24 protein-coding genes and 1 pseudogene are annotated in these 25,568 nt (G+C 34.2%); 12 read left to right on the top strand and 13 right to left on the bottom strand.

What is annotated here, in order from left to right; translation table 11 throughout:
* The first annotated feature begins 142 nt into the window (after positions 1 to 142).
* Genes Q8X41_RS02130 through Q8X41_RS02140 form a run of 3 tightly spaced genes read left to right on the top strand, consistent with a single transcriptional unit; the run spans position 143 to position 3,835 of the window.
* The gene (locus Q8X41_RS02130) at positions 143 to 1,702 is read left to right on the top strand and encodes an AMP-binding protein (RefSeq protein ID WP_397538618.1); all 1,560 of its coding nucleotides are present in this window, start codon (positions 143 to 145) and stop codon (positions 1,700 to 1,702) included.
* Positions 1,703 to 1,718: 16 nt separating this feature from the next.
* A complete protein-coding gene (locus tag Q8X41_RS02135) occupies positions 1,719 to 3,038 on the top strand; it encodes an MFS transporter (protein ID WP_397538619.1) in 1,320 nt (439 codons plus the stop codon).
* 59 nt (positions 3,039 to 3,097) lie between these two features.
* Complete coding sequence (locus Q8X41_RS02140) at positions 3,098 to 3,835, top strand: SDR family NAD(P)-dependent oxidoreductase (RefSeq protein ID WP_397538620.1); 738 nt, start codon at positions 3,098 to 3,100, stop codon at positions 3,833 to 3,835.
* A 154-nt stretch (positions 3,836 to 3,989) separates the two neighbouring features.
* On the opposite strand, the gene Q8X41_RS02145 is transcribed toward Q8X41_RS02140, so the two are convergent.
* Both Q8X41_RS02145 and Q8X41_RS02150 read right to left on the bottom strand, forming a co-directional pair.
* Positions 3,990 to 4,538, bottom strand: coding sequence for a hypothetical protein (locus Q8X41_RS02145; RefSeq protein ID WP_397538621.1), 549 nt, complete (start codon positions 4,536 to 4,538; stop codon positions 3,990 to 3,992).
* Positions 4,525 to 5,076 carry a sigma-70 family RNA polymerase sigma factor gene (locus Q8X41_RS02150; protein ID WP_397538622.1) on the bottom strand — a complete coding sequence of 184 codons (552 nt, stop codon included), beginning with the start codon at positions 5,074 to 5,076 and terminating at the stop codon, positions 4,525 to 4,527. Before Q8X41_RS02150 ends, Q8X41_RS02145 begins: the two co-directional genes overlap by 14 nt.
* 361 nt (positions 5,077 to 5,437) lie before the next feature.
* On the opposite strand from Q8X41_RS02150, the gene aspA reads away from it, so the two are divergent.
* Complete coding sequence (aspA, locus tag Q8X41_RS02155) at positions 5,438 to 6,859, top strand: aspartate ammonia-lyase (RefSeq protein ID WP_397538623.1); 1,422 nt, start codon at positions 5,438 to 5,440, stop codon at positions 6,857 to 6,859.
* A 266-nt stretch (positions 6,860 to 7,125) separates the two neighbouring features.
* Positions 7,126 to 7,734, top strand: coding sequence for a histidine phosphatase family protein (locus Q8X41_RS02160; protein ID WP_397538624.1), 609 nt, complete (start codon positions 7,126 to 7,128; stop codon positions 7,732 to 7,734).
* A 277-nt stretch (positions 7,735 to 8,011) separates the two neighbouring features.
* Here Q8X41_RS02160 and Q8X41_RS02165 read toward each other — a convergent pair whose 3' ends face one another.
* Entirely contained in the window at positions 8,012 to 8,962 is a 951-nt protein-coding gene (locus Q8X41_RS02165; protein WP_397538625.1) for a carbon-nitrogen hydrolase family protein, read from the bottom strand.
* Between the two features lie 116 nt (positions 8,963 to 9,078).
* Here Q8X41_RS02165 and Q8X41_RS02170 point away from each other — a divergent pair, with 116 nt between their 5' ends.
* Both Q8X41_RS02170 and Q8X41_RS02175 read left to right on the top strand, forming a co-directional pair.
* Positions 9,079 to 9,783 carry a response regulator transcription factor gene (locus tag Q8X41_RS02170; RefSeq protein ID WP_397538626.1) on the top strand — a complete coding sequence of 235 codons (705 nt, stop codon included), beginning with the start codon at positions 9,079 to 9,081 and terminating at the stop codon, positions 9,781 to 9,783.
* A gap of 41 nt (positions 9,784 to 9,824) precedes the next feature.
* Positions 9,825 to 10,592: a GNAT family N-acetyltransferase gene (locus tag Q8X41_RS02175; protein ID WP_397538627.1), complete on the top strand. Its 768-nt coding sequence runs from the start codon at positions 9,825 to 9,827 to the stop codon at positions 10,590 to 10,592.
* 567 nt (positions 10,593 to 11,159) lie between these two features.
* On the opposite strand, the pseudogene Q8X41_RS02180 reads toward Q8X41_RS02175, so the two are convergent.
* From Q8X41_RS02180 to Q8X41_RS02200, 5 genes and pseudogenes are all read right to left on the bottom strand, one after another.
* Positions 11,160 to 11,291 (bottom strand): annotated as a pseudogene (locus tag Q8X41_RS02180) (hypothetical protein); the annotation flags it as partial.
* A 362-nt stretch (positions 11,292 to 11,653) separates the two neighbouring features.
* The gene (locus Q8X41_RS02185) at positions 11,654 to 12,064 is read right to left on the bottom strand and encodes a hypothetical protein (protein ID WP_397538628.1); all 411 of its coding nucleotides are present in this window, start codon (positions 12,062 to 12,064) and stop codon (positions 11,654 to 11,656) included.
* Between the two features lie 219 nt (positions 12,065 to 12,283).
* Positions 12,284 to 12,796: a GrpB family protein gene (locus Q8X41_RS02190; RefSeq protein WP_397538629.1), complete on the bottom strand. Its 513-nt coding sequence runs from the start codon at positions 12,794 to 12,796 to the stop codon at positions 12,284 to 12,286.
* Between the two features lie 38 nt (positions 12,797 to 12,834).
* Entirely contained in the window at positions 12,835 to 13,521 is a 687-nt protein-coding gene (locus Q8X41_RS02195) for a response regulator (RefSeq protein ID WP_397538630.1), read from the bottom strand.
* A gap of 15 nt (positions 13,522 to 13,536) precedes the next feature.
* Entirely contained in the window at positions 13,537 to 15,111 is a 1,575-nt protein-coding gene (locus Q8X41_RS02200; RefSeq protein WP_397540183.1) for an ATP-binding protein, read from the bottom strand.
* A gap of 111 nt (positions 15,112 to 15,222) precedes the next feature.
* Here Q8X41_RS02200 and Q8X41_RS02205 point away from each other — a divergent pair, with 111 nt between their 5' ends.
* Positions 15,223 to 16,269, top strand: coding sequence for a DctP family TRAP transporter solute-binding subunit (locus Q8X41_RS02205; protein WP_397538631.1), 1,047 nt, complete (start codon positions 15,223 to 15,225; stop codon positions 16,267 to 16,269).
* A 260-nt stretch (positions 16,270 to 16,529) separates the two neighbouring features.
* Entirely contained in the window at positions 16,530 to 17,810 is a 1,281-nt protein-coding gene (locus Q8X41_RS02210) for a dicarboxylate/amino acid:cation symporter (protein ID WP_397538632.1), read from the top strand.
* Positions 17,811 to 17,908: 98 nt separating this feature from the next.
* On the opposite strand, the gene Q8X41_RS02215 is transcribed toward Q8X41_RS02210, so the two are convergent.
* On the bottom strand, positions 17,909 to 18,568 hold the full coding sequence (locus Q8X41_RS02215) for an HAD family hydrolase (RefSeq protein WP_397538633.1): 660 nt from the start codon (positions 18,566 to 18,568) through the stop codon (positions 17,909 to 17,911).
* Between the two features lie 248 nt (positions 18,569 to 18,816).
* Between Q8X41_RS02215 and Q8X41_RS02220 the strand changes: the two genes are divergently transcribed.
* The gene (locus tag Q8X41_RS02220) at positions 18,817 to 19,131 is read left to right on the top strand and encodes a YbjQ family protein (RefSeq protein WP_397538634.1); all 315 of its coding nucleotides are present in this window, start codon (positions 18,817 to 18,819) and stop codon (positions 19,129 to 19,131) included.
* Positions 19,132 to 19,426: 295 nt separating this feature from the next.
* On the opposite strand, the gene Q8X41_RS02225 is transcribed toward Q8X41_RS02220, so the two are convergent.
* Entirely contained in the window at positions 19,427 to 20,824 is a 1,398-nt protein-coding gene (locus Q8X41_RS02225) for a PLP-dependent aminotransferase family protein (protein WP_397538635.1), read from the bottom strand.
* A gap of 110 nt (positions 20,825 to 20,934) precedes the next feature.
* On the opposite strand from Q8X41_RS02225, the gene Q8X41_RS02230 reads away from it, so the two are divergent.
* Both Q8X41_RS02230 and Q8X41_RS02235 read left to right on the top strand, forming a co-directional pair.
* Entirely contained in the window at positions 20,935 to 21,840 is a 906-nt protein-coding gene (locus Q8X41_RS02230) for a DMT family transporter (protein WP_397538636.1), read from the top strand.
* Between the two features lie 130 nt (positions 21,841 to 21,970).
* Positions 21,971 to 22,492 (top strand): GNAT family N-acetyltransferase, encoded by a 522-nt coding sequence (locus Q8X41_RS02235; protein WP_397538637.1) that lies wholly within the window; start codon positions 21,971 to 21,973, stop codon positions 22,490 to 22,492.
* 111 nt (positions 22,493 to 22,603) lie between these two features.
* On the opposite strand, the gene Q8X41_RS02240 is transcribed toward Q8X41_RS02235, so the two are convergent.
* The 3 genes from Q8X41_RS02240 to Q8X41_RS02250 form a co-directional block, all read right to left on the bottom strand.
* Positions 22,604 to 22,957: a VOC family protein gene (locus Q8X41_RS02240; RefSeq protein ID WP_397538638.1), complete on the bottom strand. Its 354-nt coding sequence runs from the start codon at positions 22,955 to 22,957 to the stop codon at positions 22,604 to 22,606.
* A 114-nt stretch (positions 22,958 to 23,071) separates the two neighbouring features.
* The gene (locus Q8X41_RS02245; RefSeq protein WP_397538639.1) at positions 23,072 to 24,163 is read right to left on the bottom strand and encodes a hypothetical protein; all 1,092 of its coding nucleotides are present in this window, start codon (positions 24,161 to 24,163) and stop codon (positions 23,072 to 23,074) included.
* A gap of 12 nt (positions 24,164 to 24,175) precedes the next feature.
* The gene (locus Q8X41_RS02250) at positions 24,176 to 25,495 is read right to left on the bottom strand and encodes an SPFH domain-containing protein (protein ID WP_397538640.1); all 1,320 of its coding nucleotides are present in this window, start codon (positions 25,493 to 25,495) and stop codon (positions 24,176 to 24,178) included.
* Positions 25,496 to 25,568: the final 73 nt, after the last annotated feature.

The following is a 25,568-nucleotide window of genomic DNA, read 5'->3' on the forward strand; positions in this document are numbered from 1 at the left end:
TTTAACATATATCTATAAAAATATTATTTTTTAAATTTACTAAATAGTCTGAAATTTATATTGACAAATAAAATATAACTATATTATCTTATAGACTATAGTCTATAAATATGTAAGCGTTTTAGCAAAGGGGTGTAGAGAAATGGATATTTTAGGTAATCGAACGTTGCGTTCATTATTAGCGGATAAGGTCAATCAACATGTGGAGAAGTACTTTATCCACTATGAGGATGCTAATGAGCAACGATTCAAAAAAACGTATACAGAGTTTCAAACTGAAGTGAATAAATTAAGTAATGCTTTTATGAACTTAGGTCTTAAAAAAGGTGATCATGTTGTTTTACATTTGCCAAACAATATGGAATTTTTCACAACATGGTTTGCATTAGCAAACATTGGTGCGATTATGGTTCCTACAAATATTTTATCAACAGCGGATGAGATGAAATATATTATTAATCATTCTGAAGCACTAGTTTTAATGACTGAAATTGAATACTTAGATAAATTCCAACAAATTCGCGAAGAAACTCCAACTATTCAAAAAATCATCGTTACAAGATGTAACTGTGCTATAGATTATGTACTAAATTTTGATGATTTATTAGCAAATACATCTACTAATACGCTAGATTTACCTGAGATTGTTTCAGAAGATGTCGTAGCTATGCTTTACACTTCAGGAACAACGTCTAAACCTAAAGGTGTACAAGTTACAAATGCAAATTATATTTATGCTGGTGAACTATTATCTAAATCGATTAACTTGAGCGAGAATGACCGACCATTCATTGTTTTACCTTTGTTCCATGGCAATGCACAATATTACTCAACTATGTCAGCACTCGTTGTAGGTGCCAGTATCGCAGTAACTGAGAAATTCAGCGCATCTCGATATTTCAAACAAGCAAAGGCATTAGGTGGAACGATTGGGTCATTATTTGCTGCTCCTATACGAATGATACTTGCAAAAGAATATGACAACGCAGATCAAGATAATTCAATTCGTTTAATCCTATTTGCACAGTCAATAGCAGAACATCAAATAACTTCATTTGAAGAAAAATTCGATTTAAAGCTTTTACAAATGTACGGGATGACAGAAACAATCGGCGTTCCATTAATCAATCCAATCAACGATATTGCAAAAAATTTGAGCATCGGAAAACCAAGTATTGGCTATGAAGTAAAACTACTTGATGAAAATGGATATGAAGTAAACGATGGAGAAGTTGGCCAAATAGCTGTCAAAGGTAGACGTGGTAGAACACTAATGAAGGGATATTTTAAAAATGACGAAGCAACAGAGCAAACATTCCAGGGGGATTGGTTATTAACAGGAGACAATGCACGCATCGGAGAAGATGGTTATTTCTATTTTGTTGATCGAATGAAGGATATGATCAAACGTTCAGGAGAGAACGTAGCAGCAAATGAAGTTGAAAGCGTTCTAGTAGAACATGAAGCAGTTTATGAAGTAGCTGTGATTGGAATTCCAGATGATATGCGTGATGAAGCGATTAAAGCCTATGTCATTTTAAATAAAAATGCAAAGGTAACTGAAAATGAACTAATTGAACACTGTAAAGAAAGATTAGCAAAGTTTAAAGTTCCGGATGTTATCGAATTTGTAGAGGATTTTCCACGAACACCTGTAGGGAAAATTCAGAAGCATATTCTGCGAAATTCGATTTCAATATAAGAAAGAAGGGGATCATATGAAAAATTTAAGGGTTTTATTAGCAAGTGTAGCTGGCTCTATTATTGAATGGTATGACTTTTACCTTTATGGTACTGCAACAGGACTTGTGTTTACGACATTATTCTTTCCTTCTTCGGATCCATCTGTCTCCATCTTAATTGCTTTTGCCACTTTTGGTGCAGGTTACGCAGCGCGACCTCTAGGTAGTATTATTTTCGGCCACATGGGTGATAGGATAGGGAGAAAGGCATCGTTAATGCTGACATTGATTGGGATGGGCGGAAGTTCATTTTTAATTGGGTTGCTTCCTACATACGCACAAGTAGGGGTAGCCGCTCCCATCATGCTTGTAGTATTACGCTTACTACAAGGGATTGCACTCGGTGGTGAATGGGGAGGAGCTGTACTTCTTGCAACCGAAACTGCAACAAAAGGCGTTCGCGGATTCTTCGGTTCTATTCCACAATTAGGGGTACCAATCGGGTTAGTATTAGGAACATTTAGTTTTACATTAATTAGTTCATTAACAACAGAAGCACAATTTATGTCTTGGGGTTGGCGATTACCGTTTTTATTTAGTGCCGTATTAATTATTTTAGCTGTTTGGATACGTAGTGGTATTGAAGAGACGCCAGAATTCAAGCGTAATAAAGAGCAAGGTGAGCTTGCAAAAGTACCTATTTTTGAGGCATTTAAATACAACAAAAAAGATATTTTTCGTTTAATCGGTTTAAAAGTAGGGGACGGACTTTTCAATGTATTCCTTATGTCTTTTATCTTGGTTTACGCAACTACACATCTTGGATACAGCCGTGATGTGGCATTATTCGCTTTGACAATTAGCTGTGCAACGATGATCATTTCAATTCCTTTAGTTGGCTATTTATCTGATTTTATCGGTCGAAAAACAATTTATATCAGTGGAATTGTTGCGATGCTATTATTAGCTATTCCATATTTCACAATGATTCCTCAAAGTACAACTTGGTTTTACGCAATGCAAGTTATCTTATTAGGTGTAATATGGGGTTCCATTTTCTCAACACAAGGAACACTTTTCTCAGAACTATTCCCAGCAAATGTACGTTATACAGGCCTTTCACTTGGATATCAAGTAGCTGCCGCTATCTGCGGATTTGGCCCAATGCTTTGGACTGAATTGGGTGCTAAATACGGCGCTTCACCATATTTGTTTGGTGGATTGATGATTGCTGGGTTATTGATTTCACTCACTTTAGCCATTTTCGCACCGGACACACGAAAAATAACGCAATATGCGGATCAGCCAGAAGCTGCTGAGATCTCTCAACCATCAATAGATAAAGTATCTGTTTAAACTTTTCAAATAATTTAAAAGTAGAGACATAGCCCTCTACTTTGTTACGGGGTGAGAATATGTCAAAACAAGTAGCCATTGTAACAGGCGCGGCAAGTGGCATTGGTCAAGGCATTGCCATAGCTTTAGATCAAAAAGACATTCAAATCGTATTAGTAGATAAAAATTCTTGCGATGACACGATCAAACAATTGCAAGGTGATGGACATGTTGAACACTTAGGTGATATTAGAGAGGCAGAATTTATTAAACATGTCGTGGAAGATACTTCTAATACTTTTGGACATATCGATATTTTAGTTAATAACGCTGGTACAGCTAGTCGATTAAATTTAGAAACAATGACAGTGGATGATTGGGAACGGGATATTAACACGAATTTATTAGCAACTTTCTTATTTACGAAGGCGGTTGTTTATCCTTACATGAAAAATCAAGAAGCAGGTCGAATTGTTAATATTAGCTCTATTTCCGGCATGAATGGTGGCGCAAAATCAGGTGATGAAACAATCGGAAGATCTGGACCTGCCTATGCAGCATCAAAAGGTGGAGTTATTGCGCTAACTAAGTGGGTAGCAAGAGAAATTGGACAATACAATATTACCTGCAATTCCGTCGCACCTGGCGCTACGGAAACAGGAATTACAAAAGGTGTACCCTATGATACGAGCCATCAATCCATTGATCGAATGGGAAAACCAGCTGAAATTGCTTCAGCAGTTAGCTATTTAGTTTCAAAGGAAGCTAGTTATATAACGGGGCAAGTTATTGTTGTAGATGGTGGAGCTTATATGTAAACCGAATGATAGCTACCTTATTCGCAACTTGTCTCTATACCATCCGTAAAAACAATAAGTGCAATCAAGACAAAGCTATAATTTAACAAGCCAATGAAGTTCTTAAAAGCTTCATTGGCTTGTTTTAATGTAACTTTAATACAGATAATCTAACTCACTCTAAATAAGTACTAGTAGAATACTCATTACCTTTTTCATCCATCACAATTCGAGGGGCAATGATTTGGAGCGTCATGGAGAAGTTTTCATCACCCGTAATATAAAAAGTATCACCTTTTGTTTTAATCTTAATATTTGAAATAACCTTCATGTTGTTTTTCAATCCAGCTAAGTCTTCTGTATCCATATAAGGTTTTATCGCGTTATCTATTTCATTGTTAACAATCGTTAATTTTCCTTTTGAAAAATTTAACGTATTTCCTTTATGAATACGATCAACAAATTGAATTTCTTTTAAATATGCTGCTTTAGCTTCATAAGTGCCCTTGACTGTATGTGAAGGCGGAGGAGTACTATTAAAATTAAGATAAAGAAAACCTGATAAAGTTACTAAAAATAAAGCCAAGACAATATAGGGTACTAAATAATAACGTCGTTTTTTTGCCAATTTGTTGCGAATGTTGGCTTTATGAATACTTGTAAAATGATTTTCATTGAAGATATTTTTTTCTAAGGAACTTCGAATTTGCTTATAGTCGTTCATAATAATCACCTCTTTCTAATAATGGTTTTAGTTTTTCTCTACCACGGTTTAATCGAGTCTTTACTGTATTCTCATTCATATTGATAAGTTCGCTTATTTCTTGAATAGATAGTTCTTCATAATAAAAGAGTATGATCATTTCACGATATTTAAGAGGTAATTGCATAATAGCAGTTGCTAACTGTTCACTTGTTTCATTACTTTCTAAGTTTCGTTCAGGTGTTGATGTATTCGAAGTTAAATGTGCAAAGAGCTCATTTTGAACACTCACACGTTTAAACCATGCGGTTCGTAGAGAATCTTTTGCTCGATTTATTGTAATTCGATAGATCCATGCTTTATATGATTTAATTTTATGGCGGTTCTTATATTGATGAAAACAGGTTATGAACACATCCTGAACAATTTCTTCTGCTTTTCCCCAGTCTTTACAGTAACCATAGGCCAAATTCGTTAACTTTTCACCGTATTCATCCATTAAATAGTTAAGCCACTCATATGAGTTAGAAAAATCCATCGTTTCTGCGTATGTATCCATTTTTTCACTCCTTTCTTTTTCCATTTCCCTAAAGACGACCAAAAAGCTAACTGAGTTTCAAAAGATTGTAAATATACCGTAACAATAAAATCCTGGAAATAAGAAATTAAAATATACTTTTATTGGAAGCATCATTCATTTCCTTGTTCAAGTAAGTCTCGAAGTTCTCCTACTAGTTTCTGACATTATGATGCGTCATTAGATATAGAGATACATATTTTTGTTGAGATAATGTAAATTATCGATAATTTATTTTGATTCGGTGTTTCTTTTTTTATAAAAATATTATATTATCTAATCTGTGTTAGAAAAAACAATGTAAACGCTTCCTAATTACATCATAGAACTGGAGAATATTATTATGTTAACGACAGAATTTCGTATTGAAAAAGATTTTTTAGGAGAAAAAGAAATTCCGAAAGATGCTTATTATGGTGTTCAAACAACTAGAGCAATTGAAAACTTTCCGATTACGGGATATCGAATCCATCCTGAACTAATTAAATCTTTAGGTATTGTGAAAAAAGCAGCAGCACTAGCAAATATGGAAGTGGGCATGCTGGAAAAAGAAATTGGACAATATATTATTCAAGCATGTGATGAAGTCATTGCAGGAAAATGGAATGACCAATTTATCGTAGATCCAATTCAAGGCGGAGCAGGTACATCTATTAACATGAATGCAAACGAAGTAATTGCAAATCGTGCGCTTGAATTGATGGGAGAAGAAAAAGGGAATTACAAATTAATTAGCCCAAATAGTCATATTAATATGTCTCAATCAACAAATGATGCTTTTCCAACTGCTACTCATATCGCAGTTTTAAGTTTATTGAATAAATTACTTGATGCTTCTAAAACAATGCAAAATGCATTTATTTCTAAAGCAAAAGAATTTGCAGGTATTATTAAAATGGGTCGTACACATCTTCAAGATGCTGTCCCAGTATTACTTGGACAAGAATTTGAATCATATAGTCGTGTTGTTTCTCGAGACATTGATCGTATTTCACTGTCAAGACAACACCTATATGAAGTAAATATGGGAGCAACTGCCGTTGGTACAGGATTGAATGCAGATCCAATATACATTGATGCTGTCGTTCGAAATCTTAGCGAATTAAGTGGCTTACCATTAAAAGGTGCAGAACATTTAGTTGATGCAACTCAAAATACGGATTGTTATACACAAGTATCAGCAAATTTAAAAGTTTGTATGATTAATATGTCTAAAATCGCAAATGACTTACGTTTAATGGCTTCTGGACCACGTGATGGCTTATTTGAAATCGTACTACCAGCTCGTCAACCAGGATCTTCAATTATGCCTGGTAAAGTAAATCCTGTTATGGCTGAAGTCTTGAACCAAGTTGCTTTCCAAGTTATGGGTAATGATTTAACTATTTCAGCAGCTTCTGAAGCAGGTCAATTTGAATTAAATGTAATGGAACCTGTATTATTCTTTAATTTAATTCAATCGATTTCTACAATGAGTAATGTATTCACAGTATTTACAGAAAAATGTATAGTAGGTATTACAGCAAATGAAGAGCATCTAAAAGAATATGTTGAAAAGAGTGTTGGGATTATAACAGCAGTAAACCCACATATCGGATATGAATTAGCTGCACAAATTGCTAAAGAAGCTATAGCTACAGGTGCTTCTGTCCGTGAACTTTGCATAAAATCTGGGGCTTTAACAGCAGAACAATTAGATAAGATTTTAGATCCTTATGCAATGACACAACCTGGTATTGCTGGTGGTAAATCTTTAGTTAAATAAGTAAGTTCTTAAGTTTGTATAAAAGACTCTACTAAAATAAATTATTTAAAAAAGTGAACGAAATGATTCGTTCACTTTTTTTGTGCATTATTGTTTTATTTGATACAATATTTGGTAAATAATTTTAAACAAGTAATCTTTCGAAATATCTTGCAGTTTAGTTGGAAAGAATAGAATAAAATAGAATTATTTTTTTGTAATAAGATACTATATTGGTAGACATCATATAGCACCATTATTTTTATTGTACGAAGGAGGCTAACAATTTGGAGCAAACAATATGTTTAATTAGACATGGGGAAACAGTTTTTAATTCACAAGGGAGATACCAAGGACAACTTGATTCACCATTAACTCAAGATGGAATAGAACAAGTGAAAAATATATCAAAGTTATTAAAACTTGTAATTGATGAGCCTAATGAATGGGAAATTATTTCGAGTCCATTAGGAAGGACCTTGCAAAGTACAGAAATTATATGTGAAATATTGGGATATGACTTGAATAAAGTGACTACTGACAGTCGATTAAAAGAGGTTTCAGTAGGTTCTTGGGCAGGTTTAACCACACAAGAAATTGAATCTTCATGGCCAAAATTGCTTGAAAATACTGATACTTATAATTGGTATTTCAATTCTCCAGATGGGGAAAGCTATGATTCAGTTATGAGGAGAGTATCAGAATGGTTAGAAAGTATAAGGGATAAAAAGAAAGTTATTGCTGTATCGCACGGACTAACAGGAAGAATCATAAGGGGAGTTTATCAAAGTTTAGAAAAAGATCAATTATTAAGATTGGAGGTATCTCAAAATACCTTCTTTAAATTGACCAATAATAAAATTGAAAGATTTTGTTATGAATATGATGAATTTTGATTCCTAGATGTAACTAATGTTAACTTTTTTCTTTATTCACCTGATGAAAGCAATGGTAAAAGTTTCGTACTGTCATTTTGGGATTTTTTCCTTAAGCAATAAACCAACAACTAAATTGTTTTAGTCGAAACGAGTAAGTGAACGACATATCGTTCACTTACTTTGAAATCCCTTTGAGGACTTTTCAGCGACCTCTTATTATGATGGAGTTTGACGAAGTATATAATCTTTAGGCACGACGATAATGCCCATCTCAAATATTAAGAAAGACAATTAATTAGACGTTTGTTGTTTTTTTTAGATCGTAGCGAATAATGTCTGATGGCATTTTTGGATGTGGGAATGTTAAATTGTTATAAACAGGAGCTTGTGAAATATCATTTATATAACATTCATCCACATTGCAGCCATCCTCTTTAAATTCTTTTAACATTTTTAAGAAGCCAAACATGCCAAATGCACCTGTCTCGCGAACACGACGTACCTCTTCAAAATCAACGTAAATAAATGTAAAGGACTCTTGGATGTTTAATTCTTCGATAATACGTCCTTCAGGGTCAACAGCTACCGTATTTCCCATTCCGGCCGGTCCAGCTTGATTCACACTAATTACATAACATTGATTTTCCACTGCTCGAGTAATGGCAATCGGTGTATGATTGCGCAAGCCACCTATCCATTCACCTTGAAGAGTCGGTTTAATAATCAGTTCTGCACCCTTCATTACTAAGTTACGTATTGATTCTGGATAATGTCCATCGGCACAAATGACAAAACCTACTTTTCCAACCCCAGGAATCTCGTATACAGGGAACTCATTTCCAGGTGATGAAACCTCTAATGGATATGGAATAAATACTTTTCGATATTTGAGCTTAATCTCACCCTCAGGAGAAATAAGTAGAGTCGTATTATACAGTTTTCCATCATTCCCACGTTCAACAAGTGAACCTGGAACAATCCATTTCTGCACTTCTTTTGCTTTATTACATAACGCTTGAATCGTAGGTCCATTTGGAATTGGTTCAGCCATTTCATCCCAAATCGTTGAATCATAACCGTTTAAAAATAACTCAGGAAAAACAATCATATCAACCGTTGGATTCATGAATACTAATTTCTCAATATAACTGAAAATCGTCTGCAAATTTGTTCCCTTTGTTTTAGCACCATCTCCAGGTTCCATAAATGAAGCTACTTGAACAACCCCAATGTTTAATGAACTCATAAAACATTCCTCCTTTATACGATTAATTCAATTGTAAAGTGAAAATATTAGCAAATCTATTACCTTAAATGATAATATTTTAGATAATTCGGAATATTTTTAGTGGAGGTTTGAAAATGAACTTAAACATTGAAAAATTGAAATACATTTTACATGAACTTCACCAAATCCATCGAATTGAAGATTTCCGTTCGCAAGTTTTACAGCTGTTTAACAAAGTATTCTATTTAGAGCAGTCAATATTTTGGCTGTGTAATGAGAGAGGAGAGATTACTCATCCTTTAATGCTTAACCAAAATGAGAGTGATATTGAATTTTATCAGAAGCATTATATGTCCCAAGATTATTTGTTACCAATACATGTGAAAGATCGAATAATCTCTAAAAACACTCTAAATTTACAAGATATTGTAACGACTTCAGAATATGAAAACAGTTCGTATTATAATGAGTTTATGAAAACGAGAGGCGTCTATCACGAAATGGGAATGTATTTAAAATATGATGGCAAACTTATTGGTGGTATTTCATTCATTGGTGAAAAAGGCCATACTGCATTTTTGAATGATACAATTCTTTATTTAGAGCTGCTTGCCTATAATATCGCTTTACAGTGCAAACATCTTCAGCCGAATATCTCGAAAAATTTGTTAACAAAATCAGAGAAAACAGTATGCGAACTTATAGGGAAGGGTTGCTCGAATTCCATCATTTCACAAAAACTTTTTATAAGCGAAAATACAGTAAAAAAGCATATACAAAATATTTACAAAAAACTAAACGTAAATAACCGCGTTTCATTATTGAAAAAGATTGAATAAGTATAACAGATGAGTTTTATTTAATATTAAGGAGGGCTAGTATGGTTGAAATTATTGATGTAAATGCTGAAAATGTTGATAAATACGGATTTTTTTGTATGAGGAGTAAACCGAAATCTGATGGTTATCAGAAAAAACTTAATTGGGTAAAAGAAAGATTAAAAGAGGGATTAAAAATTAAAATAATCCAAGAGAATGGAAGGCAAAAAGGATTTATTGAATATATTCCTGGTGAATTTACTTGGAGAGCTATAAATGCTAAAGAATATATGGTTATTCATTGCTTTTGGATTGTTGGAAAGGGTCAGGGAAGAGGATTTGGCAGTCAACTATTGAATGGATGTATTGATGAAGCTAAACAATTAGGGCTATCGGGCGTTGTTTTAGTCACAAGTGAGCAAGGATGGTTGCCTAATAAAAAGTTTTTTGAAAGCAAAGGGTTCAAAATGGTTGATAAAATTGATGAATTTGAACTGATGGCTCTTAGTTTCAATAAAAATTCTAAACCACAATTTTTTAACTGGAATGAATCTGCAAAAGAATATAAAGAAGGAATTACTATATTTAAGTCTGATCAATGCCCTTATATTCAAGATGCTGTTAGAAACATAATTGAGGCTTCTAAAGATTTAAGTATTAGTGTTCAAATAGTTGATTTGGATTGTTATAATGTAGCTCAAGAAAAATCACCGACGCCATTTGGAGTGTTCACTGTTATATACAAAGGAGAAATTATTACATATCACCCTGAAACAAAAAATAGAATTTTAAAAATGATTAATAAAAAGAACTTATTAATAAATAGTTAGATCTTATTCAGCAATCAGGTGCGATTCTTGAATAGTATCCTGATATATACATAAAACTAGGGAAGATTGTTTGCGATTAACACCTATTAACGAATGATACAAAATAATTACAATTAAAACGTTCGTGTTTTAATGCCTAAAGTGCGATTCTCTCATCGGCTGGATTCATCAACAACTGAATAAAACACGAACATTATTTATAATCGTTAGTTTTTGGGATAAAAGGTTGTATGCCTTAAGTATGCAGTGTTAAACGGGTGAGGGGAGGTCAGCTTTTTTCAACATATCTTTGAAAATGACATGTAACCCACGCGGATCTAATGCTATATGGTTTTTATTCAGGAAAACAAGCTCACATCAATTCGAATTAATTCATTTTCAAAACTAACTTGTTCTCATGTTAATAAAACGAGTTCAGACCGTCTTAAAACGGTCGTAGCTAATAGTTTAGACATTAATCTCATTTCGCTTCGAAAACATGAATGAGTGTGCCCTAGATAGCGAAATAACTATTGTGGATCCATCAAGGTCTTATAGACAGGGAGTCTACCGTCGATTTTTGGAGATTTAATGTCGTGTATTGAATAAATCGAGTACTTGGGTCTTGGTAATCTCATTTAAAAGGGTTGAACGGCCATGATCCGTCAAAAACGTTAAAAAGAGCTGCAAATCGTATTCATAACTGGTGACTGTATATAGCGAATAATTTTTTCAATCTTAATACACAAAACAAACTCATCAATGGCAGCATATAGTTGCAAGAATATAATCTCCATATAAAATATTAAACATTCATCTCATTATCGTAAAAAGAGAGTTATCGGTCATTTGAAAATTATATGGAACTTCACAATTATAAATCGAAAAGTACAAATATTAGGGGGAATTGGCATATTCAAGCCCTCTCTCACATTTTTTATTTTTAGTTTACATAATATAAATTCTAGGAAGTTACGTTTCGTTAGATAAGTATACTTGAAACAGTGAGATATTTGAGATTTTTTCGAAGATATCCTGATTTTTATGCATTAAAAAAACTTCAGCATTGGTAACTGAAGTTTTTAACGTTTTGCTGATCTAGTTGTTTGATTGTTAATACTACGATTTGTTCTGCTATTTTTTGATTTTCTCAAATGATGCATTTTGTCCCACGATTCCTTCATTTTACGCTTCAATGATTTGCTACTATCTAATATTAATGTATATCCACTAATAAGTAATTTTTTTACTCTTGTTAGATATTTACTGTTTAATTTCGTTTGTATTTTATTCCAATTTACTAATTTAAGTTTAGATAATCGTTGTTTTGTATTCATACGATTTTGAGCTTTGTTTGATAGTGTTTCTTCTGGTAATTCTAATGAACGAATTGCTAAATCAAATTGAGTTTCTGATACCTTGATTTTCATATCAATTAACACCAATGGGATCAAGGCTAACGATAAAATAAGTGTGATAAAAACAAATATCAATTCTAACCCCCCTGTCCTTTGTTTCTACAACACACTATTCCCTATTTATATGCATTAAAAACATTTAAAGCACAAATATATTTGAACTTTTTGGCAATAATAAAAAGCAACCACAAAAATGGTTACTTTTTATACATCAGCTAGTATTTAACAGCCTTTCTAAGTTAAATTGACATTTTTATTAAATTGGTAAAAAAAGCAAAACTGATCTATATCCACTTATTTTCCCCATACAGCGGCCATTTTATCGATTGTTTGGATAAAATCATGTTTTCCTTGTATGTACTTCTCAATATCAACTGGATTTTCTTGCGCTAATTTTTTCTTTAAAGCCCCATATTGAAGTGCTTCATAATGATTTGCTATTAGAAAATCACGAAAAGCTAAAAGTCTATTAATTTCTTTGTCTCCTGTTTGGAACATATGAATATGATGTGTGCGATTTGATAAGGTTCCTTTAATAAAAAAACGTCTTCCTGGTATTCCATTCTCACCAAAAGCTCTATAACCGTTTACAGCAAGCCGCTCCGTAAAATCATCAATCTGTTGAATGTTCTTAACTTCTACAAGCACATCAATAATTGGATTTGCAGACATATCTGGTATCGCCGTACTACCAATATGATAAATCTCTATTATTTCCTCTGGTAATAGCTTTTGCAAATTCTCTGCTTCTAAATTAAACATCTCTGGCCATTTTTCATTGTAAGGAACAACTTTCACTTCACGCATCTTTTCATCTCCATTTCATTTTTTCTTTATTATCTTTACTAGTGAATTAATCGATATTGATTAACAGGTCTTCCGACTCCGCCATATTGAATATCGATTTTCACTTTATCTTGTTTCTCAAGATAATCCAAATAACGACGAGCAGTTACTCGAGCAAGACCAACGCCATTTGCCACCTCTTCAGCAGAAACAGATTGTTCTTGCGTACCGATAAATGTAACAATTTTCGCTAGTGTTGCAGCATTCAGACCTTTTGGTAAATGTTCATCTGAAATTTGAGGTGAGCTTTGTTGCTTGTGTAAAAGAGTATCAAGCTCACTCTGAGTCATCTCATTCTTTTCTTCAATTTTCGCTTTAAAGAGTCGATAATTTTGTAATGTTTGCTTCATCCGTTCAAATGAGAACGGCTTCATAATGTAATCAAATACACCGAGTTGGAGCATTTTCTGAATGGTTTTCATATCATTTGCTGCGGTAACAGCGATGACATCGACTTTTAAACCCTTTTCTCGTATCTTTTTTAATGTCTCGATACCGTCTTGCTCTGGCATAAATATGTCCATAAAGACAAGATCCGGTTTTAGCAGTTTAATTTGTTGAATGCCTTCAATGCCATTCTTAGCGGTACCAATTAGATGATATCCAGCTACTTGTTCGATAAATTGACGATTCACTTGTCGAACCATTGGATCATCTTCGACTAATAATACTTGAATCGGTTGCATATCATTCATCCCCTTTTATAAATAAAACGTAACAAACACGCTTGTCCCTTCACCAGGGGAACTTGTTACATCAATTGTACCATCTAATTTTCTAACAATGTCTTGAATTAAATAAAGACCTATTCCATGATTTTCATTTCTCTTTGAGGTATAGCCATTTGCAAAGATACGCGAAATCACTTCTTCGGACATACCGACACCGTTATCTTCGACTAAGATTGATAAAGTCTCCTCGTCTTGATCGATACTAATTAGAACTTTCTTATCGTCTTTATCTATCAACTGAAGTGCATCAAAAGCATTTTCGATTAAATTCCCAATTATAACAACAAAATCATTAAAGTCTAATTGATCTGGTAAATACGTTAATTGACTATTCATATCAATTTCTACATCAATCCCGAGCTCTTTTCCGTGATTAATCTTACTTAGTAAAAGTCCAGAGATGTTTTGATTCTTGATACGATCATTTAAAAAATTAGCAATCTCATCTTGTTTTTCTTTTACTTCCTCAATATAAGACAATGCCTGTTGATAATGACCAAGCTGTAATAATCCAGCTATTGTATGAATTTTGTTTTTGTGTTCGTGGTTTTGAATACGTAATGCCTGTACAAATTCCTTCACACCTGTAAGTTCTTCAGCTAGCTTTTTCACTTCTGTACGGTCTTGGAAAATAGCGATTGCACCAACTATTTCACCATCGACCTCTATTGGTACACGATTACTCATAATATTGTGCTGGTTGATGAGTAGTTCTTTGTTATAGATGGGGATATTATAATCTAAAATTTCAGGTAAACGAGTATCTGGTAAAATATCATAGATTTTTTTACCGATTAATTCTTGCTGATCAACACCTAATATTTGTTTTGCTTTCGTATTGAAAATAGTAACCGTAAAGTCATTATCAATAGCTATAATCCCCTCGTGCATGGCATTAAATGTTTCTGTTCGTTCTGTATACTGCTTAGCAATTTCATGTGGCTCTAAATCAAACATCTGTTTTTTCATGTTTCTACCGAGCATCCATGCACCCCAAGCACCGAATAAGAGTGATAATAACGTAGCAACAAAGATTTCTTTACGAATACTATATAAAATTTCCACTATTGTTGGAAGACTGTACCCTACGATCACAACTCCTACTTGTTGATGCTTGTCATTCATGATCGGCACAAAAGCACGCATGGTTTTTCCGACTTCACCTTTTGCTTTAGACAAGTAATAGTGTTCAGCAAAAGCTGCATTTTCATCGCCCGTATTAGATTTCTTACCGATTAAGGCTTTTACAGGATGAGATAAACGTATATGATCCATATTTAATACAACAATATATTCTGCTTTGTTAATAATACGTATGCCTTCTATTGTTTCATTGATGACCTTTGCTTGATCCATAGGTTTTTTATCTGTTGATAGTTCTTTTTGAACTTCTGGAAGTTTCGCAACCGTTCGTGCAATAAGCATAGCCTGATTACCTAACTCTTTTTCCTTTGTGGACAGAATATTACCTAAAACAAAAATTCCTGCTACTAAAAATGAAAATACGATGATGAAGAAGGTGAGCGACATAATTTTGCCGTTCATTGACAGATGCTTCTTTTTCACCGTTCTTCCTCCTATCTGTTAGTATACGAATATTGTATCACTTGAAATTATGTTAGAATAGAAAGAAAATGTCAGAATGTTGGTGATTGCATGAAAGTTTATATTACAACCGCCATTTTAACAATTGTGCTGCTTCTAGGTGCCATTGGCTATAAACAGCAATTTTGGCAAACAGCATCGTTACCGGTGGATCATGAACAGCAAGGGTTAAATCAACAAATTGTGATCAACTTTAGTCATGTAGTTGCAGAAGATACACCAAAGGGACGTACTGCGATAAAATTTGCTGAGCTTTTAGAGCAAAAGACAAATGGGCGTATCCATGTCATTATCTATCCAAATGGGATGCTTTATAACGATGATAACGAATTAAAAGCATTGCAAGATGGAGATGTACAGATGATTGCTCCATCTTTCTCTAAAATGACAAAAGTAATCCCCTCTTGGCAAGTATTAGATTTACCTTACTTGTTTCATACAGATGAAGATGTAAAGAAAATACTTAATGGTCGTGTAGGTGAACAATTACTTAACCAATTAAGTCATGCTAATATTAAAGGTCTAGCTTTCTGGAATAATGGCTTTAAACAAATGATTTCGGAGAAAAAACCATTAGTAAAGCTAGAAGACTTTCAAAACTTGAAGGTGCGTGCTATGCCAAGTAGCGTATTACAATCGCAATTTGAATTGCTTGGGGCAAGTTCCACCAACACTTCATTTGATGAACTGTATTCTGAAATCGAAAATCATGAGATTGATGCGCAAGAAAATACAATTTCAAATATTTATTCAAAAGGTTTTTATAAAGTTCAAAATCATATTACATTATCGAATCATGGATTACTTGGGTATTCAGTTTTGATGAATGAAGACTTTTGGAATAGCCTTCCCCCAGACCTACAAGAAGATGTGACAGAGGCTATGAATGAAGCAACCGAATGGAATTTTCAAATGGCTAAAAAAATGAATAAAGTTGACTTAGAAAAATTAGAAAAAGAACCGAATATTGATATCAATTACCTATCTGTTGCAGAACAGAAAAGATGGGAGCAGAAACTCCAGCCGTTATATACATCTTATAAGGATGAAATCGGTTCCGTTTTCTTAAAAGAAATCCAATCTGAGGTTAATCATTAACATCTGTATTAGTACAAAAAGACCTTTATTCTTAAATTATCTAAAAATTTTTTAAACCGAGAATTTATTCTCGGTTTTTTCTTATTCAGCGCTATGACTGGCTTTGCGATACATTTGAGTACCCATCAAAGTTCTATGACCAAAATGACCAAAAAGAGTTTTATCACCATAATAATCGTTTTCAGTTTTAATAGAGTATCATGGTCCATGTAAGCGATAACAATTTGCAGAAATAAACTTCACACAAAGAGGGTATGACTATGAGAATTAACTTTAAAAACTTAACCGTTCAAGTAATTTGTGCAATTATCTTGGGGATTATCGTTGGTGTACTTTTCCCTAGTTTTGGAGCTCAATTAAAAGTATTGGCAGATATCTTTATTAAACTTATTAAGATGCTAATTGCTCCAATTATCTTCCTTACAGTTGTTACTGGTATAGGCGGTATGGGCAACTTAAAAAAAGTTGGTACAATCGGTGGTAAAGCACTTATTTACTTTGAAATCGTTTCATCAATTGCTTTAGCAATCGGTTTACTTGTTGTTAACATCATCCAGCCAGGTAAGGGTTTAGATACTTCACATATTAAAGGTGGAGACATTTCACAATTTACAAAACAAGCTACCGAATCTGATCATGGTTTTGTGGCATTTATCTCGAATATTATTCCAGATAACTTTTTCGGATCACTTGCAAACGGCGAATTATTGCCAGTATTATTCTGTGCAATTCTATTTGGGGTAGCCGCTGCATCAATTGGAGATCCAGTAAAACCAGTCATTAAACTTTGCGAACAAGTATCTGAGATTTTCTTCAAAATTATCGGAATGGTCATGAAACTATCTCCTATTGGGGCATTTGGCGCAATGGCATTCACAATCGGTAATTTTGGTTTAGGTTCATTAAAATCTTTAGGCTTACTAATGGCTTCTGTTTACATTACCATGTTTTTATTTGTTGTTATCGTATTGGGTCTAATCGCAAAATTCTTTGGATTTAACATCTTTAAATTCATTGCTTATATCAAAGATGAATTGTTCGTCGTGCTTGGTACATCATCATCTGAATCAGCATTACCATCTATTATGAGAAAACTTGAACGATTCGGATGCTCGAAACAAGTAGTTGGTTTAGTCGTTCCAACTGGTTATTCATTTAACTTAGATGGTACATCTATCTACTTATCAATGGCAGCAATGTTTATTGCACAAGCTTACAATGTCGATTTATCAATATGGCAACAAATTTACTTACTAGGGATTTTGATGATTACGTCAAAAGGTGCTGCAGGGGTAACTGGTTCAGGGTTCATCACATTAGCAGCGACAATAGCTGCATTCCCAATGATTCCTGTAGAAGGTATAGCATTACTAATTGGTGTTGACCGCTTCATGTCTGAAGCACGTGCCATCACTAACATCATTGGTAACTCAGTTGCTACAGTCGTAATAGCAAAAGTGGAAAAAGAATTCGATCCTGTTAAGCATAAAGAATTTGAAAAAGAAATTGCCGCAGCACATCAACAAACACACTCTCATTAATAGCAGAACGTCATAAAAGGAATTCGATCTCCTCGACAATGACTTTCGATATAACCACCCGCTCTCCTCGTTGCGGGTGGTTTTTTATTGTTTTAGATTTACTTTAAACTTAACTTTTGTAGCAACTCAGATAACTCGATTTCCTTCATAGAATTAATTCTCATTGCAACTTGATGATCAAAAACCAAATTTTGCGTTGCAGCATTTGGAACAACTACGCATGGAATATTAGCTCGAATAGCCGCAAGAGAACCATTTGGAGAATCCTCAAAGACAACTGCTTCATTTGGCTGAATTCCAAAGTGTTCTAAAACCTTTAAATAAAGCTCAGGATTTGGTTTCACCTCAGTTACATCATCCGCTGTATAAATTAAATCAAAATACTTTTCCAAATCAAGCATTTCTAAAAACCTATAAATCCATTTTTTAGTTGAACTTGAAGCAAGCGCTACCTTTAATCCTAATTCCTTCGCCTGTTCAAAATAATGAATCACACCATCTCGAGGAGGTTTCTTTACTATTGAATCCTCAAAAATAGCTGTCCGTTCTTTACAGATTTCATTTTTGTCTAATTTAGTATCACTGTGTATAAGTTTTTCATAAGGATCGAAAACGAAGTTAGTTCCGATTGACTCATACCATCGTTGCAATGGAAACTCTACATTATATTTTTTATAAATACTTTGATAAGATTCTAATTCGTATGTCTCCGTATCAAAAATTAATCCATCAAAATCGAAAATAACAGCTTTAATCATCGAATCTCTCCCCTATGTATTCTTCTAAAAATATAACCACGATATAAAATTTTAATCCAATATTTGATATTCATTCTAGAAATATTTCAACAAATCCTTTTATTCTGGAATATTCAAAAGCCATTAAAGACTGAGGAAAAACTAAACCCTTCTTCGTATTAAAATAATCTGTTTAGCTAAACATTTTTCTTCTGTTTTGAAAATACAATAGTAAGTAAGTGAAAAAATATACTATGGGAGATGATTAAATGTTAGTAACCACTACAAACAATCTTGATGGCAAAAGAATTCTAACCTATCATGGTATTGTCACAGGTGAAGCGATTATGGGTGCCAATATTGTACGTGATATCTTCGCTTCTATAACAGATGTCATTGGAGGACGTAGTTCAGCATATGAAGGCAAACTCGCTGAAGGACGTGAAATAGCTATTTCTGAAATGACAGAGCGTGCTGAAAAACTAGGTGCTAACGCAGTAATCGGTGTGGATCTAGATTTCGAAACAATTCGAGATGGCATGTTAATGTGTGTCGCTACTGGTACGGCAGTGACTTATGCATAATACTGAGATTTAACGTTCATCTACTAATGTAGCATTATATTCGTTAAGAGAAATATTCGCTCGACTACAGCAGAAAAAGCGAGACAGACGACGAGAGATCCTACTGGAGCGTATCAACGAAGCAGCTCGGGCGCTAATTTTATATAAATAAATAGACCTCATTTTGATTAAAGATTGATCAAAATGAGGTCTTCCTAATAAATTCATCATTACTTTTTATTAAAGGATTAATTATTATTTAATGCCCATATATATTTTCTATTCTTTCTGCATACATCCCCTATTCCTTATGCATTCAAGGACTTAACCAAATTTTTGCTAGTTGAGATACTCCTTTTATTATCTTTTCTTCACTTAAATTACCCAATCCAAGTTGAATATGCGGATATTGTGGTTTATATTTCGAGAAATAATTTGAGCATGGATAAACTATAATTCTGTGTTCATATGCCCTTTCAATTAGCATTTTTTCAGTCATTTTTGTTTTAACTTCAATAATAACGAAAATTCCGGAGCTACCACCTTTTATTTCAACATTTTTATTAAAGTGTATTAGTAATTCCCTATTCAATAGATTCATTTTACGTTTATACAAAGCTTTCATCTTCCTTAAGTGTGAGTACCAATATCCTTCATTCATAAATGCAGCCAATGTTCTTTGATGAATAGATGAGGATGTTTGCTCAAGCAAAGGGAGTATCTTTTTATATTCACTTACTAGCCTCCTAGGCAAAACCATATAACTGACACGGATAGAAGGTAGCAATGCTTTTGAAAAAGTTCCTAAATAAACCACCCTATCATTAGAATCTAAACTTTGAAGAGACGGTATAGGTTGATGGATGTACCGAAATTCACTATCGTAATCATCCTCAATAATATATCCTTCCACCTTTTTTGCCCATTGAATTAACTTTAATCTTTCATTGACGGGGATCGTTACTCCATATGGAAAGTGATGAGTAGGTGTGACATATAAAAGTCTAGAAGGCGACTTTAAAAGGCAATCGACTTGGATGCCTTGTTCTTTTACCGGGATTGGATCAATGATAAACGACTGAAGAGCAAATAGTTCCCTTGCCACATTATATCCAGGGTCTTCTACTGCTAGATAATGATAGTCTGGCTTTAGTAACAGCGTCAAAAGTAATAACAAATGTTGAGTACTACTGCCAATAATAATCTGTTCAGCAGAAGTATTAACCCCTCTTGATTGAAACAAGTAATCTGCTAGTGCCTTTCTTAAATTAAGATCGCCTTGTTTTTCTCCGTATGAAAACATGCTAGAGTCTTTAACGATTTTGTTTGTAAGCATTCTCCATTTTTTCAAAGGGAAGTTCTCTTGATCCACTGTCCCAATCTTAAAGTCAATAGTTTTTATGTCAGTTTGATTTTTTTCATGATGCTGTTCTCTAATGGGTTCATAATTAAGATTCTCATCCGATATAGTTGCCTCTATAAAAAATCCCTTTTTGTTCTCACTTCGAATATATCCTTCCGATTGCAATTGTTCATAGGCTACCTGAGTTGTGTTTCTGCTGACCTCTAATTGGAGAGCAAGTTGTCTAATCGATGGCAACTTTGTATTCCTTTCTAATTTACCAGATAAAATCTGAGTACGTATGTATTGATAAACTTGTTGGTACATAGGAGTGTTACTTTCCCGATTGATATTAAATATTAGTTCATTCATTTTTGAAATACCTCATCTGTCATTTGTGTTTATTGTAAACTGTACCTTTTAGAAATGACAGTATAAATGAATAATGAATTTAGAAAAAATTTTGATCTGGGAGAGAACATATGACAGTATTTATGTACATATTTTGTTTGATTGTATGGGGACTCAACTTTATAGCAGTAAAAATTCAAGGAACTCCTGTCAGCTTGGAATTATCCTTAACTTATCGTTTAGTTATGACAGCCTTTTTACTTTTGATTCTTGTTTGGTTCCTTCAACCAAAAGGGAGGCCAACAAGAAAAGATATCCCATTTGTAATAGTTTTTGGTGTATGTAACTTTGCATTAAGCTACTTATGCCTTTATTACGCTACAATTTTGAGTTCTGCAGCAATCGTAACATTGGTTTTTTCATTAAAGGTGATTTTGACCCCGATTACTCTCCGGATTTTTTTAAAAGAAAAGTTACATTTACGCGTTTTGTTTGGGGGGATTTTTGGTGTATTAGGTGTATGTATTCTCATCTATCCAAATTTAAACAGCTTTCAAGGGTCCAATGACATAAAAGGAATTATGGTTGCAATCTTAGGTACGCTTCTTACAGCAGTAGGTGACGCCAGCTCAGCACGAAATGCAAGTCATAAGGTGAATCCTATCTACGCAAATGCCATTGGATTTACAGTGGGCAGTATATTGATGGGAGTAATTGTGTTATTTCAAGGACAAGAATTTATATTTCCAACATCGTTTTCATACTTATCTATGTTGTTATATTTAACTCTGGTTGCTTCATTTGTAGCATGGTTATTCTATTTGAAGCTTGTTGAAAAAATTGGAGGAGCTCAAAGTGGCTATATGGTTGCACTTTTCCCAGTAATTGGAGGAATAGCTTCCGTTTTAATCGGTGAGTCAGATCCATCATTGTATTTGTTTGCTGGCTGCTTCTTTAGCTGTATTGGCGCTGCCATCGCATTAGGATTTGGAACTTGGAGGCAAAATGCAAAATTGCCTCTAAAAAGAGCTAATTAAAAAGAAATAAATCTAGTGGACTCGAAAATAGAGCTCATTACAAGATAAATAATTCTTACGCTTATTTTCAGATTTCAATCAAACATCTGATATAATAAGCTAATTGAAAAAAATAAGGATGGTGTTTTAATTGAAGATTCTCGAAACTGATCGACTTAACCTACGACTGCAAACAATCGATGATGCGGAGTTTATCCTCGAGCTTTTGAACGATCCTTCCTGGTTGCGCTTCATAGGTGATCGTGGTGTGAGGACGCTAGATGACGCAAGAGACTATATTTTGAATGGGCCTGTTCGCATGTATGAGCAATTCGGTTTTTGCCTTTATTTGGTGGAACGAAAAGAAGATCATGCCAAGATTGGAATTTGTGGTTTGGTAAAAAGAGATTCCTTGAAAGATGTTGATATTGGATTTGCCTATCTCCCAAAGTATTGGTCAAAAGGATATGCTTATGAAGCAGCCTCCGCAGTAATGTCCTATGGAAAAGATAAATTAGGGTTAACTCGCATTGTGGCAATCACGTCTCAAGACAATCAAGCTTCAGAAAGTCTGCTCAAAAAAATTGGATTTCAGTTTGAGAAATTGATTCAGTTAGCCGATGACCCCGAAGAGCTTAAGTTTTTGATATTTGACAAAACACCACATACTTAAAACCGTTGAAATAAAAGGACCACACATTTTAGACATATCAAATGTGTGGTCCTTTTATTTTGTTGTTGAACTAACGCACTCTTTAGTTCGACAACAAAATTTATTATTATCCTATTCCTTCTCCCAAAGCTCTATACGTCTTCCCTCTGGATCTTCAATCCAAACAAACTTTCCAAATTCATGAATCGTCTTTTCCTTAGCAAGGGGAACACCTATTTTTTCTAGATGTTTGATACTTTCATTCAAATTTTCAACTTGAAAGTTTAACATCACTTGTTGTTCTGTTGGAAAATAACGGTCATCTTCAGAAAAGAAGGAAAAGATAGTTTCATTTCCTGATTGTGGTTTAATAATGGTACCATTCCAGTTTTCAATTTCTATGTTTAGGACATTACTGTACCATTTTTTTATATCCTCTAGATTTTTAGTCCTCCAAAAGATTCCTCCAAAACCCTTTATGTTCATAAGAATCCCCTTCCTGTCCCATTAGTTATTAATTTAAATTCTAGTATTGAAAGCGAATTCCTTCTTTCACTAACTCGTCCATTAGCTAGAAAACACTACTTGGTAAAGTACGATTTATGAATGTTCATAGTAATATCCAAAGATAGCCAAAATAGCACATGCAAGAATTACAGCAATTGCTACTCTTATTGGCGAAATAGGTGCACGACCGCCAACTTTACCGGTCTGACCATTCACCATAAATTGATAAACTTTGTTTTTATATTGGAATGATGATAGCCAAATAGGTAGCATCAAATATTTATACGTGATGTCATCATGTGTTGTAGAAAACTGGATACTTCCAACTTGATCTGCTCCACGTTCAAAGCGAATCTTTGATGATATTTGTTGACGAATATGATTCTTTATATCTTGTTGTGCAATTTTCCATCCATCTTCTAAACCGATACTATATCGTTCTGCCAAGAATCCAGAAACATATTCAGGTTTATATGATTTATTGTCCAGTAAATTAAAAGGTTCTATTTTCCTCATTATATCATGGTCATACCGTGTTGTTGCACTCACCAATTGATCATCTATAAATTCTTGATAAAATCCAGAGGTAGTATACCAATCTGTTTCGATATATGTATCCCCGTCTTTATCTCTCATGACACGGTTAATGCCATAATTTGCTGTGTAATAGGATCCTGTATTTGTATCAAATGTCCAATAAGGTAAATAGACACCTTTAAAAGCATCAGGCTTAGCACTTAATTTTGCAGCACGCGGTGAAAACCATCTACCTTTAATCCAACGTTGGAAATTTGAACCTGCTTCTTTATCAGTTACTTCAAATGCACAAACACCATTTGGAGCTAGTGTATCTACCGTCGCTGCTTCCATTACTTGATGTGAACCACAGTAGGGACAGGTATCTGCAACTTGTAGCGCATCGTAAATTGTCTCAGATGCACATTCACTACAAATAACTGTCTTCTTTTCAACACCCCAGTCAAAATTCCCACGTTTCTCGGCTGCATAGAAATCCATTTCCTGAGCTACTTTGTCGGTTTCATCTTCTGGTTTAGCAATTTCTTTTTCATAACCACAATAGGGACAGCTTAACTTACCGTTTTTAGGATTAAATTCAATAGACGCACCACATGAGGGACATTCAGCATCAAAATCAATTTTTGCATCTTTTAGAGTTTCGCTCACTGTATATCCCTCCTATTTTTTGTCATTATCATCAAAGAGATCGCCACATTCAGGACAGAACTTTGGTGGGTTTGAAGGATCTTCTGGTTTCCAACCACATTTGTCACAAATATAGGTTGGTGTTCCTTCTGGTTTTTTCGTTCCACAATTTGAACAGAATTTACCTTTGTTGATAGAACCACATGTACAAGTCCATCCCTCATTTGCTGGTTTTGGTGTACCACAGTTTGAACAGAATTTACCCGTATTTGTTTGGCCACACGCACAATCCCACTTATTTGCAGATGGTTGATTGTTTTGAGGTACTTGCTCACTTTGTTGAGTTTGTGAAGCCATTTGGAAAAGTTGTCCTGCATTCACACCGCCAGCCTGTGAAGCCATATTCATCCCCATAAATCCACCAAGTGCTCCATTTTCATTTTCTGCAGCTTTAATCATAGCATCTGCTTGAGCTCCAGTAATTTGAGCAGCAGCCATTGATGTATTACGAAATACTGCATTTTTTTGCAATTGTTTAATCATTGCTTCATCTTCTTCAGAAGCTTTTAGCGAGCTAACACCAAAGGTACCCACAGCTAAACCACGTGATTCCAGCCACTTTTCTGATAATACTTGGTTCAATGCTGTTGCCAATTCGATTGTGTGTGCAGGAATTTCACTGTAACGAACACCTAGTGCTGAAATTTTGGCAAAAGCAGGTTGTAAAGCTGTCATTAATTCGGTTTTTAATTGGCTATCGATTTCATCTCGATGATATTCTTGTACAACATTTCCACATACATTTTTGTAAAACAATAATGGATTGATGATACGATACGAATATTCACCATGACAGCGGATTGAAATATCTATATCTAAACCGATATTTCGGTCGATTACTCGAAATGGTACTGGACTTGGTGTACCGTATTTGTTGCCCATAATTTCTTTTGTATTAAAGTAATAAATACGTTGATCCTTAGGTGGCTCACCGCCAAAAGTAAAACGTTTCCCAATCTCCATAAATGTTTGAAGAATATTTTCTTTAAAATCTCCTTCGAAGAAGATACTCGGTTCAGTTGAAGTATCGTATACATATTCGCCTGCTTCGGCACTGACTTCTACCACTTTCCCCTGTTCAACGATCATCATGCATTGACCTTCGTTAACTGCAATGATGGAGCCGTTTGAAATAATATTGTCATTGCCTTTGTTTGAGCCTCGTTTTGTTTTTCGTCTGACACCTTTTGTAACCAGAACTTCTTTCGAAAGCCCTTCACAGTAAAAGTATTCGCGCCATTGATCCTCTAAAACGCCTTTTGCAGCGCCGATTCCCGCTTTAATTAAACCCATGAGTATCCCATCCTTTTTTATGTAATAAAATTTATTCTATCATTATGGGAATATAGAATGTAATTCACTTAAC

The sequence above is a fragment of the Rummeliibacillus pycnus genome (assembly GCF_044359855.1).
Taxonomy (GTDB): domain Bacteria; phylum Bacillota; class Bacilli; order Bacillales_A; family Planococcaceae; genus Rummeliibacillus; species Rummeliibacillus pycnus_A.